Below are 13,913 nucleotides of genomic sequence, written 5' to 3'. Positions count from 1 at the left end.
AGAAGCAAAGCCCAGTGCCTACCGTCTAAACGCGGTGACACTGGGCTTTTTGATGGTATTAGTTATTCTGTTCTAAGCATTCGTAAACGGCCATCATTTCTTGTTTATTCAACTCGCGGATACGATTGAAAATCAGGATATCAGACACGGCTTCTGTGCGCGAACTTGCCGCGACAACATCGCTCACTTTACCTATTAACCACGTGCTTACCGCGATATCTTCCACCGTTTCTTTCAGTCCGTCCTCGTTAATTCCGGTCGCCGAACACGTGACGCATGGAATCGATAATTTTTGAACGCCATCATGTAGACCATCCTCTGAGATAACTTTCTTCCCTTTACAGAATGGACATGGCTCGGCTTTCTTGACCTTATTGATTTGCGTGACGATTTTTTTATAGCCAAATGCTTCGTAGACGTACGTTAGTTTTTTGTATTTCCCGTTGACAAAATAGGCGTCAATGATGGTTTCTCTTGTCTCTTTAATATTTGGGAAATCACAAATCGTGGCTTGGTTTTTACGACTGATGGATTCGATATTTGCTTCAATTTCATCCCAGAATGGCACAGCATTTTGCAGAACCATTTCGTAACCAACGAAGCTTGCTTGCTCTAGTTCTAGCATTTTTAAGGCGACTTGTTTTTCTCTTGGAAGTAAGGAAACGTCTTCTGTAAGCGGCATGTCTCCACCGACGATTTCTTTGACTTTCACGAGTTCAGGTAACGCGCCAACTGTTGCTATCACTTGGTCTACGGGTTGTTGAACCAGCTCACGGATGTCTGTTTCGCCGAACGTTAGTTTTTTATGGTGACCAAGAACGCTACCTTCGCAAATCGGGCATGTCACCATTTTTCTAGTTTCCTTCATCTGTTCTTTAATAATCGATTTGGAAATAACGATGTAGCGGCCGATGATTTGATTGAAACCTTGCCAGATTCTCGTCGCTTTTCCTGCTTTATCATAGAACGATTTTTCCCAATAGCCATATAAGAAGGTATGTTTCTCGGCTTCCGTTAGCTTGCTGTAAGGCTTGCTCAAGTCGTGACCGAGCTCATTCTTGATTTCCTCGAATAAAAACTCGATTTTCTGGAACTGGAAAAATTCTAACACTTTCATCACTTCTGGGTGCAGCATACCTTCCCAAAACGGCGCATTTTTGTCCTGAATCACAACATCGAAATCAAATTCCTCGATCACGCGACGGCCAGAGCAATACGGGCAATGGTTATCTGCTGAATAAAAATCGAAACTTCGCGTATCTTTATTCGTAGGATGCGATGCCACAATGTGGTTAATGAGTCCGCCCATTTCAAAAAGGAAACTATATTGACTATACAAATGCCGTTCCAAATCAATCGCGACAACTGGTGCAATTTTCTCCGATTCGAATTCGCCATAAATCAAGCGAGCCATCGATGACAAGCTCTTTAAAATACCGCCTTTATAGATGTTTTCCGCATTTTTGAAGTAGTCGATATGATTTTCTTCTAAATAATGAACACCGGTTTGTGGCTTCAGCGTAGAAGAAATTGGCGCCGGTTTTACGCTAGCTTCCCCGCTTTTTTGACGGTAGAACTCTTCATGCGTCACAATATCCAGCTTTTCAACCGGCTCGACTTGCCGTTTTCCGAAATCGACAATGAAATCCGAGGCTTCAAGCATGTAATCGTTATGCTCAATCATCACCATAGACACCGTTTCATCCTCTAAAATAACGCGAATACTATCGATGAATTGGTTTAAAATATTTTGCGACAAACCTTTCGATGGCTCATCAAAAATGAATAGCGTATGCGGATTTTTAGCGCCTGAAAAAAGTTCCGAAACAAGATGCACACATTGGAATTCCCCTGTGGATAGCGTCTGTGTTTTTCTTTCTAGCGTTAAATAGCCTAATCCTAATTTTATTAATAAACTCAAGCGTTTGTGCGCGAGATCTTGCTTTGGTAATTCATCAATAATATCTTCAATCGAACGTTCAAAAATAGCGTCAATGTCATCGCTATACTTCGTCAGTTTTTTCTTAATATCAAGGAATGTCGCAACAGTCGAACGGCTCGTAATCGATTGATTGCGATTTTGACCGACCATAACTAACTTATCTTTTGGATAGCGTTTCAGAAAATCTTTCGCGATACATTCGTTGACTAGCGTCGATTTCCCGCACCCAGATTCACCCGTAAATGTCACGAGTCTGTTTTTTGGAATTTGTATCTCTGCCATTTGAATATTACGGCAATACAAATCCTTAAATTGGTAGTATTCCGTCGGTGTTTCTTGATTCGTCCCAACAAGCACTGGCGCTGGTCGTGGCGATTCCTCCACAATTTTCCCGCCGTATTTCCCACTACCTGGTCCGAAAAATAGCTGCTCATCCGTTGCATCCAGTACGGTGTCCGAATGATCAATCAGCCAAATCTGGTTTTTGTAGCCCAATTGTTTAATTTGCTCTAGAATCTTTAATAAGGTTTGGTGATCGAGACCGACTGAAATTTCATCGATAATAATCACGGTATTTTCACTTGTAGCCATGAATTCCGCCAAATAAAGTCGCGTTAATTCCCCTCCTGATAGCGTTCCCATGATGCGATTTAGTGTTAAGTAGCCGATATTCATATTGATAATATTTTGCAGGATATGCTGTTTTCCTTCGCTAAGATTTAATTCCTCTTTAAGCGAAAGCAGCGTCTCCATGCTCAAATTATTTACATCAGAAATACTGTGTTCTTTTCCTAGTAACTCGATTTTATAGGTCTCAACTTCAGGATTAAAGCGCTTGCCGTCACATTTTTTACACGTCACGTTACTATTACTGCCACGCCCTTTACAACCCGTACACCAACCCAAAACATTATTAAACGAAAATAGTTCTGGTGATAAGTCGAATTTTTCTGCCATTGTCACACGAATTTCCTTAAATACACCAGTATGCGTTCCGATTGTAGAACGCGGATTCGATGAAATAGAGGATTTTCCAAGAAACAAAACAAGTGGCATTTCTTCCATCTTGATCGCGCTGAAATTCGTATCCATAATTTCGGGAAATAAGTACTGATATTCCGCTTTTGGTAGCAATGAAACGAGACGCTTCTTGGATTCCTCACCGATAGTTTGGCAGAAAGTCGTTTTTCCTGATCCAGACAAACCGGCAATTCCGAGTGATTTATCTGTTGGTAATACAGTGTCCAGATGGTTAATGTTGTTCGCAATTAATTGATTTATTTTCATAGTGGTATCTTCCCCATTCTTTCAATCTAGTCATACGCTGAATCCTAATTATCGCATAACTGGTTATGTAACTTCAACTTCGAGTACTCTCTCACAATAAAAGAGCGCAATCCCATTTCAGAATTGCACTCTTTTGCCCAACCTTATGCTAAAACCGTTCCGAGTTTATTACCCATTTCAGTCCATGCATATGTTGCGCCTTGGATCGCACCTTGACGCGCTTTCGTTTCTTCACTGAAACCGCTTTGGTCTAACTTCAATTGTACCGTATCATCTGCGTTTTTTGTCAATGTCCACGTTACTGTCGTTGTTTCGCCAGCGCTTGCCCACGTGTATGTGATAGAATTTGGCTCATCGATGTTCAGCACTTCGCAATCGACAATGCCGTCCCACCATTCGGATGGTTCTGCGCGGAATTGGAATTTGTGACCAACAACCGCTTTAAAATCGTTATTCCAAATCCATTTTGCGAGCATATCCGAGTCTGTTAACGCGTGCCATACTTTTTCTACCGAGCTTGTGAATTGAAAATCTAATGATACATCTGGTTTCATGTTTTGTTCCTCCAATAATTGATTTAGTTTAAACATTCGTTCTTTCCAAAAACTTTCATAGTACGATACCCAATCTTGAATTTCTTTCAGTGGCTTGGCATTTAACCGGTATCTGGTTTCACGACCAACTTTTCGCGCCACTACAAGATCGGCTTCTTTCAAAATAGCCAAATGCTTAGAAACGGCTGTACGACCCATTTGAAAATGAACCGTTATCTCGTATAACGGTAATTCTTCCACATCTGTCAGCATTTGAAGTATCTTTCGCCTCGTTGGATCGGCAACAGCGTCATAGACATCCCTCACTTGGCCTTTATCGCTAAGCATACACACCACCTTTTCTCTTTTCGGAAAATAGGACACCTTTTGTTGTCATTTTCATTATACGACACCATATGGTGACATGTCAACTTTTTGTTTGGCATTTTTTTAGAATAAGGCTTATTATCGCTTCTTCGGAGAGGTTTTCACGGAGAATGATCTCGTTTTCCACACCTAGATAATCGTCACTAAGCCACCATTCTTCTAGTTTTTCGATTCCGAACTCGTGTGCGTTTGCTTTTGTTCGGTGTCTTTTTATAGTCTCTGAAAATGGTAAATCGAAATAATAAACGTCTGCTTTATGATTGAAAAAGTGGATAAGCCCGTGAAGCATCTCCTGATAAATCGCCTTGCCAAGTATGCCTTCTACGATGACATATTCGCATGTGTGTTTTCCATATTCAGCTATGATTCGAATGAGGTCGATGCTCGGGTTTCCTTGGCGATCTTTTACGTGTAGCATATCGCGCCGAACGGTGTCTTGCGAAACGAGTAGTGTTCCTGGACCTAGCTTTTTTTGCAATTCGTTCGCGATCGTTGTTTTGCCGCTTCCTGAGTTTCCACGAATAATAAGTAGTTTTGTTTCCATCGGGTTTCCTCCTATGATTTTCTAATCAAAAACGAACCACCACCCGTTAAGGATGATAGTTCGCTTGTCGTTATAGTACTTCCGCAAATTTCTTCTTTTTATTCTTCACTGGGTTTAGTTTGCGTTCGACCCAGCCAAGTAACACGTCCGCCATAACGGCCATCAGTGCGGTTGGAATCGCTCCAGCTAGAATAATCGCGGTTCCGTTTGTCGCGTTGGTTCCACGAACAATGATATCGCCGAGCCCGCCTGCACCAACGAATGTCCCGATTGCTGCTACTCCAATGGCGATGACAAGGGCGTTTCTAATCCCCGCCATAATCACGGAAAGCGCCAGCGGTATTTCAATCATACGCAACACTTGCCATTTAGTCATTCCCATCGCTTTTCCTGATTCAAGTAGCGCACCGTCTACATTTTGAATCCCTGTATAGGTGTTTTTCAGAATCGGTAAAATGGAATAGAGAAATAGTGAAAGGACAACTGTGTTTGTTCCGAGTCCCATCACGAGCATCAGCATCGCGAGTAAAGCCAAAGCAGGAATCGTTTGAATCACGTTCGCGGTTTGGATGACCCAGCCCGCTAATTTCTTCTTGCGAGCGATATAAATCCCAAGTGGAATCGCCACAATCGCTGCAAAAATAACGCCGTAAGCACTCATCAAGAAATGCCGCCAGAATGCTTCCATCACGTATGTTGCGTTGGTTTGATAATAGTCAATGAGTTGTGAAAATGTATCCATTTTGTCGACACCTCCTTATTTATCTTCAAAGTAATTATGTTTTTTTAGAAATTCTTCTGCAACGATCGACGGTTCTTTTAATTCGCCATCTGCTTGGTAGTTCAGTTTTTGCATTTCTTCCGTGGAAATCGTGCCAACCAATTTGTTAATCGTTGTTTTCAGCTCTGGATGTTCTTTTAAAATAGCATCTGTAGCCATTGGTGAAGCATCGTACGGCGGGAAGAAGTGCTTATCATCTTCTAATACAACCAAATTATACGTCGGAATTCGGCCGTCTGTCGAGTAACCTAGCGCGACGTCCATCTGATTGTTTTTCAAAGCCGTGTAAATCAAGCCAATCTGCATCGGGAAAATTTTCTTGAATGTGATGTCATAGTCTTTGGAAAACGCTTTGTAACCGTCACCGACACGCTCCATCCACGAGTTATCGACACCCGCAACAAGCTGATCTTCTACCGCACGCATATCGCTAATCGTTTTCAAATTGTATTTCTTCGCGGTATCTTGACGCACCATAAAGGCATACGTATTCGCAAAACCATACGAATCAAACCAATATTGATCGAAGCGCTCGGAAAAACCTTTTTGCACGGCTTTCAGTGCTTTTTCAGGATCTTTTAGCGGCTCTTCGCCAAGCGGACCTACCAAATCAGTCCCCGTGTAACGCGTTGCCGAGATATCAATATCGCCATTTACCATCGCTTGGTGTTGCACGACGGAAGAACCGAGATTGTTTACCATTTCAACTTTTAAATCTGTATCGTGTTCAATCATTTGTTTTACGATATTACCTACTATCTGTGATTCTGTTGTAGACATAGTCCCAATTTTAATCGTGCCATCTGTGCTACCGCCAAGTCCTGGCAAGGCACACGCCGATAAAAGAGATACGCCAAGCAGGATGACAGTAGCAAGTTTGAGTCTTTTTTTCATCATTTTTTACTGTCCCTCCTACATATTCTCTTTTGCAGCACGAATTGCTTTTGGTGTAATCCGAACTTCTAATTTGCCTAGGAAAAATTCGACTAACAGCGCCAAAATCGTAACCGGAATCGCGCCGCCGAGAATTAAATCTGGACGATATAAGTTCAATCCGTTAAAGATAAAGTCACCGAGCCCGCCTGCACCAATGTATGAGGCAAGTGTTGCCCAAGCAATGATGTATACGGCGGATAAACGAATACCTGCCATAATGACGGAAATCGAGTTAGGAAGTTCGACATTTTTGACGAGTTGCCAAGATGTCATCCCCATGCCACGTCCCGATTCAATCAAATTTTTGTCCACGCCACGAACACCGATAAACGTGTTTCGCATGATTGGCAGCACCGAATAAATGAATAGCGCCACAATCGCTGGTATTTTACCGACGCCTAGAATTGGAATAATAAAAGCCAAGATTGCAAGCGACGGCACTGTTTGTAACACACTAACAATCCCGATTACAAAATTAGCGATTTTTGGCGAGCGTGTTAACAAAATGCCCACCGGTACAGCCACAACAATCCCCAAAATTACCGCAGATAGCGAAATATAGAGATGTTCCCACGTTTTTACTAGCAGGTCATGGCCGTTGTCTTGGAAAAATTGCGTTATCGCGTCCATTAAAAATAACCTCCTATTTTATTCGTGTACTTCTTCTTTTTCAAGCTCTTTCGTCACTTCGGCATGTTCCGCCGCAGCTTCTTCTAAATCGCCCCAAATGGAATCATAAACAATATCCACAAGGCTTGCGCGCGTCACAATCCCAACTAAGCGGTTTTTCTCATCCACAACCGGGACATACTTGAACCCGCGTTTTAAAATACGTTGCATCGTGTCGCGTAATAGCGCATCTTTTCGAACGTAGAAAACATTTTTATCCAAAATATCAACAACCGATGTCGCAGTTCGGCGATTATGCTCGATAGCTTCCACATCAATAATCCCTTTCAACACGTTCTGATCATCCGTCACAAGTAGCGTATCCACACGGCGTTCCTTCATCAGTTGAATCGCCGCTTGCAGTGATTTGTCCGCCGTAATCGAAACAGGCGTATTATTCATGATTTGCTCTACATTCGTCACGTTCGGACGCGCCTCAATCAAGCGATCTTTCCCAATAAAGTCTTCCACAAATTTATCAGCCGGATTTCGCAAAATCTCATCTGGCGTATCAAATTGAACGATTTCGCCACCGCGCATAATCACAATCCGATCCGCAAGTTTGATAGCCTCATCCATATCATGCGTAACAAAAATAATCGTTTTTCCAAGCTCCCGTTGCAAATTCTTGAATTCCTCTTGCAACGAATCACGCGTAATTGGATCAAGCGCACCAAAAGGCTCATCCATCAAAATCAAATTCTGTTCCGCAGCAAGCGCACGAAGCACACCAATCCGTTGCTGCTGACCACCACTTAACTCATATGGATAGCGGTCTAAGTACTCTTCAGGCAAATCGACCAATTTGATCAATTCCAGTGCCCGTTCATTTTTCTTCTCTTCCGACCATTTTAAAAGTTTCGGAACGAGTACAATATTTTCACGAATCGTCATATGTGGCATCAAGCCAATTTGCTGAATCACATACCCAATCGACCGACGCAATTTCACCGGATCTTCCTTCATAATATCCTTATCGTTAATAAAAATTTGGCCATTAGTCGGCTCAATTAAGCGGTTAATCATCTTCATCGTTGTTGTCTTCCCGCAACCACTTGGCCCGATAAAACAAATAAATTCGCCACGATCAATATCTAAGTTCAGATCATTGACCGCCGTTTTACCGCCCTTGTAAATTTTTGAAACATGCTCAAATCTTAGCAATCTAGACACCTCCGAGTTTATTAGCTAGCATAATCGCTAGTGTGAAGCTTTGAATCAACGACCCCTTTGACCCACGACGTATGTATTCCCATCTCAGTCTATAACGAAACATTTCATAGAGCAAGAAAATACGATGGAAAAACTTATCAATAAAAAGAAATAAAAGCTGGGAATTAGCGCTTCTCAACTTTTAACTGGTTGTATAATCAGAACACAGTTACAGCGAGTAAGAAATCAAAACGTTGATCCTATTCCAAATAACACAGCCCTTTCTAAACCCCATTATAACGTAACCAAAATCAAAAAGCGAACGCCCACGCCTCATATGTGCCTATTCAGATAGAAAAAAGCTCCACCAAATGCACTACTCATAGGCACTTAGGGAACTTTTAAAATTTCTTATAAAAAACAAGATTTACATGTTGAAATGAAGGCATTTTAGTCGAATAATGACCGATTCGTGAGTTTCAATCGAGTATCCATTTTCCTGAGAATAGCAAAGCCAATCAGCGCTCCAATGAGAGAACTCAGGAAGAAAGACGGAATAAACACCCAGATTGTCATTTGCTGTGTCAGAAATAATCGAGCAATCGGATAACATATCAAAGCACCGAGAATCCCCGTTCCGACAATTTCGCCGACAGCAGCCAGCCAAAACTTTTTCGTATATTTGTAGAGCATCCCCGCGCACAACGCACCAACCATACTCCCAGGAAATGCAAACACTGTGCCTGTTCCGAATAGATTACGCAGTACAGAGGTGCCAAACGCTTGCGCCACAGCATATCCAGGTCCAAGTATCACGGCGCTAACCAAGTTTACCAAATGCTGCACGGGAGCAATTTTTGCAAAGCCGACTGGCACAAAAATAAAACTACTTCCGACAAAAGAAATCGCAATAAGCATCGCCGTATAAAGCCATTTTTTTAGCACCATGATTATTTAGGTAAAAACAGCTTCGGTGAGATTTTCATCAGGATGGAAACAATGATTCCTGCCACGATAATCGTTGCGATACAACTCGCACCATTCATCACGATTGAGAACAATTGCGCGGACCAACCTTTGAAAGCATAAGCTCCCCAAAACAAGACACCCGCAAGATAATGCCAGAAATAACGGGCCACGCCGCCAATAACCATCGTTCCCCAAGCCCAGCCAATCGCTTTGCCTAACTTCTCCTCTTTCAGATAACCACGAACTTGTACCGCAAAAACACCAGCAAAAGCAATAAACGCAAACGCTACAATATACTCTAGAAATCCTTGCAGCGGACTCAAAATATAGGCTTTCCCTGTCACAAAATGAAGCAACCCCCACAATAATCCAGAAAAACCAGCAGCCCAAAAGCCACGTCTAATCGCAATGATATACATCGGAATCATACCAAGAGATATCGAAAAAGATGATCCAATATCAAGCGGAATAAAACTGAGGACCATTGCTAGTGCTGCAAATATAGCACATTCTAACATCGTCAATAATCGCGTATTACGCATAAAAAATACCCCTCTCTTTTTTTGGTAAAAAACGTACCGCAGAAGAAAGGAGTCATATCGTCAAATTATGTATCAGATACCACTTCATTCGCCACAATCCCTACGCTCGTATTAACGAACAGGTTCAAAGGGTCAGAATCCTAAAAATCAGGAATCAATCTCAGCCAAGGCCCCCCCTGTGGTAACGTCTCGAGATAGTTGCTTACTCGATATAAATCGGCGACAAGCATTCGCATTCTGGTAGTTTCGCGGACTTCCGGTTCTCACATACACCAGTATGCTCCGCTTCCGGCTTCCTCGAAACTACCAGAATACAAACGCTTTCGCTCGATTTGTGTAAAGCGATATTTAGAACCTATCCCAAAACAAAAGAAAGATTCCCAATCTATCGTTCAAAGAGTATAACAACTATCAAATATCCAAATAAACCAGCCAAGTTTTGTAATCTCGGCGACTTATTTGTTTATCTGGTTTTATTATAACAGCAATTTTTAGAAAGTCCAGCCCCCTGCTCTTTCATTGCGTGCTCATTCATGATAGAATAGGAGTAATTGCGTTTTTGGCATTCAATATGAAAATTTCAGTTGAAAACGCGCGAATTTGGGAGGACGAAAATGTTAACTGTAAATAATGTATCTTTACGTTTTGGCGATAAAAAATTATTTGAAGATGTTTCGATTAAATTTACACCTGGGAATTGTTACGGCTTGATTGGTGCGAACGGCGCTGGTAAATCTACTTTCTTAAAAGTACTTTCTGGTGAGCTGGATTCACAAAGTGGTAATGTGCATATCCCTGCTGGCGAACGCTTGACTGTTTTGAAGCAAGATCATTTCCAATATGATGAAGAAGTTGTTCTAAAAACAGTTATTCGTGGACATGAGCAATTGTTCAAAATCATGGAAGAAAAAGACGCGATTTATTCTAAAGAAGATTTCAGTGATGCGGATGGTATTCGTGCGGCAGAACTTGAAGGTGAATTTGCAGAGCTTGACGGTTGGGACGCAGAGCCAGAAGCAGCTGTTTTGCTTAGTGGTCTTGGTATTACGACCGATTTACATGATAAATTAATGAAAGACCTTACGGGTGGCGACAAAGTGAAAGTTTTGCTAGCACAAGCGCTGTTTGGCAAACCTGACATCTTGCTTCTCGATGAGCCTACCAACCATCTGGACATCAAAGCGATCCATTGGTTAGAAGAGTTCTTAATCAACTTTGAGAATACCGTTATCGTTGTTTCCCATGACCGTCACTTCTTAAATAAAGTTTGTACGCATATTGCCGATCTTGATTTCAGCAAAATTAAGCTGTATGTTGGTAACTATGATTTCTGGTATGAATCTAGCCAATTAGCGCAAACAATGATGGGCGACCGCAACAAGAAGAAAGAGGAGAAAATCAAGGAATTGGAAGCCTTTATCGCACGTTTCTCGGCCAACGCTTCGAAATCTAAACAAGCAACCAGCCGTAAGAAAATGCTCGATAAAATCACGCTTGAGGACATCCAACCTTCGAGCCGTCGCTATCCGTTCGTACAATTCAATCCTGACCGCGAAGTTGGGAATGATCTCCTTACTGTAACGAATCTTTCTAAGACGATTGATGGCGTGAAAGTGCTTGATAACGTTAGCTTTATCATCAATCGTAATGACAAAGTTGCCCTTGTTGGTGACGATGAAGTTGCAAAAACAGTATTTTTCCAAATCCTTGCTGGCGAAATGGAACCAGATGAAGGCGAATATAAATGGGGCGTAACAACAACACAAAGCTACTTCCCGAAAGATAACTCGGAATTTTTCGAGGAAAACGATCTAAACCTTGTAGAATGGTTACGTCAATATTCTCCACAAGACGATAGTGAAGCCTTCCTTCGCGGTTTCCTTGGCCGTATGCTATTTAGTGGCGACGAAGTGTTGAAGAAAGTTCGCGTTCTTTCCGGTGGTGAGAAAGTTCGTTGTATGCTATCGAAAAACATGCTTTCTGGCGCAAACGTACTATTGATGGACGAACCTACCAACCATTTAGACTTAGAATCCATTACAGCGCTAAATAACGGCATGATTCAATTTAAAGGCGCGATGATTTTCGCATCACATGATCATCAGTTCTTACAAAGTGTCGCGACTCGTATCGTCAACCTTTCGAAAGATCAGTTCTACAATAAAGAAATTTCATATGATGAGTATCTTGCGGAAGCATTGAATGTAACCGAGTAAGCTATACGTTTAAAAAGCAGTAGAATGGCCTCTAAGTTGGCTGTTCTACTGCTTTTGTGTTTCTGCTCATGATATACGTATCGTAATAATTTCCATCTGATAACTTCTTATCCGCTTTCAGACAGCCTTCGATTTCAAAGCCGAATTTTGTGTAGATATCTATGGCTTTACGGTTCGTTTCGAGGACTGTGAGCGTGATTTTTCGGATTTCATTTTCATCCGCCCAATGTATTGATTTTCTGAGTAATTCCGAGCCTAAGCCTTGACCCCAATGATTTTTTAGCACAGCCACTCCGAACGTTACTTTATGCTTGGAACGTTTAAGGTCAGTCCCTTCACACCTTGAAAAACCGACAAGTTCTCCTGCTCGTTCTGCTACTAAAAACAAGTTGGTTGGCGCGACCGTGTCCACTTGTATTATTTCTCGAAAACCGGCTTCATCAATGATACCCTCGCCTTGTTCCCTATCTAGATTTTCCGTTTCTCCGTCAATTTGTAACCGAATTTTAGCTAATTCTGCTGCGTCTCCTATTTCAGCTAACCGAACTGTATACATCGAGTTTCCTCCCCGAGACAAAAAAGCACTTTCCACCAGGTTTCCCAGATAAGAAAGCGCTATTTGCTATTTTTTCAAATTAATTCGTCCTGTATCACTTTTGAGTAACTTATCCTTGTTGTACGTCGACCATGAAAATTCGAACCATTCAATGTCCGATACCTTGTCCAATTTATCTAACGGAAACACGATGGTGCCTTTAATTGTAGCTCCAGGCTTCATTTTGCCATCTATAAGATCTGATAGAATAATATCAGCCGCTAATTGCTGACCGTTGACTGTCGTTAATTCGCCTTGTAACGGATAGCTTAGCAGTTCATTTTTTGTGTTGTTTTTGATTTCAATGGCGATCGTTAATGTACCCGGCATATCTTTGTCTTCCATTGTCGAGTGAACCACTTTTTTCTCGACGGCGACCGTTGAAATTTTCTTATCCATACCGTCAGCATTGTTGTGCCAGTTCACGTTGTATGTTTCTTTTCCCTCTGATTTCGTGTTGCCATTCTTGCTGTCAGAGGAATACGTTGCGACTTGTTGCTGCAGCTTAGTATAGTTACCGAATGAGATAAATATGCCGATAATGGAAGCGATAATAATAAGACTCGCGCCACTCACGACGTAAATTCCAATTTTGCGTTTAGATTGGGCGAATAGCATGATGAGTCCAACGATGAACGCTAGAAATGCAAAACCCAGTAATGTTAACCAAATGGCCATGTTTTAACTCTCCTTGCTTGATTGTTATTCTTGTACTATAACATATGTTGAAGCTCTTATAAAGCATCTTTTACTGCATGAGAGCGCAGCGAGCAGGTAATCCTTCAGTAGCTCTTATAAAGCATACTCCGCCGAATTTAGTCTTTGCAGGATATTTATTCATGGAAAACGTCGCTTTAGCTCCTTGGAATTTGGAGTTAAAGCGACGTTTTTTTGTTGTGGGTGTTATGTTGTGGCTCTTATGAGGCATCATTTGCCGATTTAGAGCCTCAATATGCATGAGAACGCAGTGAGCATGTAATCCATCAGTGGCTCTTATCCGCCAAGCACTGAACCATCACAACTCAAATATTGAAACGCCATGTTTTAAAGCATTCAATCATGCCCAGCATCCTGTTCCACGCCCCCGATCTACCTTCAAGAACCAAACTAATAATAATCCAGTAGTTCTCCCTAACCTAGCAATCACGGGTTGCGGGAACGCGCCGATTTTTGACGTATCACTGTTTCCAGATCTAGCTTTGTTGTGGTTCTTAGAAAGCGTCGTTTGCTTTGTTAGAACCTCAATATGCAGTTGAATGTAATGAAACTGCCTTCCTTTTAAATAGCCTCTCGGAAATTTCGGTGCCTCCGTAAAAGTCAAAAGAGGACTTTTACGGAGGCACCTAACAAATTTTTTCGG

13 protein-coding genes, 1 pseudogene and 1 riboswitch are annotated in these 13,913 nt (G+C 41.8%); of the genes and pseudogenes, 1 reads left to right on the top strand and 13 read right to left on the bottom strand.

Annotated elements, in window-relative coordinates; translation table 11 throughout:
* Positions 1 to 58: 58 nt before the first annotated feature.
* The 10 genes and pseudogenes from DUK53_RS01565 to thiT form a co-directional block, all read right to left on the bottom strand.
* Positions 59 to 3,229 (bottom strand): ATP-binding cassette domain-containing protein, encoded by a 3,171-nt coding sequence (locus tag DUK53_RS01565; protein ID WP_036131205.1) that lies wholly within the window; start codon positions 3,227 to 3,229, stop codon positions 59 to 61.
* Between the two features lie 143 nt (positions 3,230 to 3,372).
* Positions 3,373 to 3,783, bottom strand: a complete 411-nt coding sequence (locus DUK53_RS18060; RefSeq protein WP_052164879.1) for an SRPBCC family protein — start codon at positions 3,781 to 3,783, stop codon at positions 3,373 to 3,375.
* Between the two features lie 138 nt (positions 3,784 to 3,921).
* Positions 3,922 to 4,035 (bottom strand): annotated as a pseudogene (locus tag DUK53_RS18055) (ArsR family transcriptional regulator); the annotation flags it as partial.
* Between the two features lie 154 nt (positions 4,036 to 4,189).
* Positions 4,190 to 4,693: a kinase gene (locus DUK53_RS01555; protein ID WP_036094084.1), complete on the bottom strand. Its 504-nt coding sequence runs from the start codon at positions 4,691 to 4,693 to the stop codon at positions 4,190 to 4,192.
* Positions 4,694 to 4,763: 70 nt separating this feature from the next.
* Complete coding sequence (locus DUK53_RS01550; RefSeq protein ID WP_036094086.1) at positions 4,764 to 5,435, bottom strand: ABC transporter permease; 672 nt, start codon at positions 5,433 to 5,435, stop codon at positions 4,764 to 4,766.
* A 15-nt stretch (positions 5,436 to 5,450) separates the two neighbouring features.
* Positions 5,451 to 6,371, bottom strand: a complete 921-nt coding sequence (locus tag DUK53_RS01545) for an osmoprotectant ABC transporter substrate-binding protein (protein WP_036131208.1) — start codon at positions 6,369 to 6,371, stop codon at positions 5,451 to 5,453.
* A 15-nt stretch (positions 6,372 to 6,386) separates the two neighbouring features.
* Positions 6,387 to 7,040 (bottom strand): ABC transporter permease, encoded by a 654-nt coding sequence (locus tag DUK53_RS01540; protein ID WP_036061955.1) that lies wholly within the window; start codon positions 7,038 to 7,040, stop codon positions 6,387 to 6,389.
* A gap of 18 nt (positions 7,041 to 7,058) precedes the next feature.
* Positions 7,059 to 8,243 (bottom strand): betaine/proline/choline family ABC transporter ATP-binding protein, encoded by a 1,185-nt coding sequence (locus tag DUK53_RS01535; RefSeq protein WP_036094088.1) that lies wholly within the window; start codon positions 8,241 to 8,243, stop codon positions 7,059 to 7,061.
* Positions 8,244 to 8,681: 438 nt separating this feature from the next.
* On the bottom strand, positions 8,682 to 9,149 hold the full coding sequence (thiW, locus tag DUK53_RS01530) for an energy coupling factor transporter S component ThiW (RefSeq protein ID WP_236637250.1): 468 nt from the start codon (positions 9,147 to 9,149) through the stop codon (positions 8,682 to 8,684).
* A 32-nt stretch (positions 9,150 to 9,181) separates the two neighbouring features.
* Positions 9,182 to 9,742: an energy-coupled thiamine transporter ThiT gene (thiT, locus tag DUK53_RS01525; RefSeq protein ID WP_036094090.1), complete on the bottom strand. Its 561-nt coding sequence runs from the start codon at positions 9,740 to 9,742 to the stop codon at positions 9,182 to 9,184.
* 79 nt (positions 9,743 to 9,821) lie between these two features.
* Positions 9,822 to 9,929: riboswitch (TPP riboswitch) on the bottom strand.
* Between the two features lie 427 nt (positions 9,930 to 10,356).
* On the opposite strand from thiT, the gene DUK53_RS01520 reads away from it, so the two are divergent.
* Positions 10,357 to 11,958 carry an ABC-F family ATP-binding cassette domain-containing protein gene (locus DUK53_RS01520; protein ID WP_036094093.1) on the top strand — a complete coding sequence of 534 codons (1,602 nt, stop codon included), beginning with the start codon at positions 10,357 to 10,359 and terminating at the stop codon, positions 11,956 to 11,958.
* 31 nt (positions 11,959 to 11,989) lie between these two features.
* Here DUK53_RS01520 and DUK53_RS01515 read toward each other — a convergent pair whose 3' ends face one another.
* From DUK53_RS01515 to DUK53_RS01505, 3 genes are all read right to left on the bottom strand, one after another.
* Entirely contained in the window at positions 11,990 to 12,514 is a 525-nt protein-coding gene (locus tag DUK53_RS01515; protein WP_052164864.1) for a GNAT family N-acetyltransferase, read from the bottom strand.
* Between the two features lie 66 nt (positions 12,515 to 12,580).
* The gene (locus DUK53_RS01510; RefSeq protein WP_036094097.1) at positions 12,581 to 13,231 is read right to left on the bottom strand and encodes a DUF4352 domain-containing protein; all 651 of its coding nucleotides are present in this window, start codon (positions 13,229 to 13,231) and stop codon (positions 12,581 to 12,583) included.
* Between the two features lie 379 nt (positions 13,232 to 13,610).
* Positions 13,611 to 13,874, bottom strand: coding sequence for a hypothetical protein (locus DUK53_RS01505; RefSeq protein WP_124892536.1), 264 nt, complete (start codon positions 13,872 to 13,874; stop codon positions 13,611 to 13,613).
* Between the last annotated feature and the right edge of the window lie 39 nt (positions 13,875 to 13,913).

It is taken from the genome of Listeria sp. SHR_NRA_18, from assembly GCF_003856515.1.
Taxonomy (GTDB): Bacteria; Bacillota; Bacilli; order Lactobacillales; family Listeriaceae; genus Listeria_A; species Listeria_A newyorkensis.
This window is presented reverse-complemented; position numbering and strand designations above follow the sequence as displayed.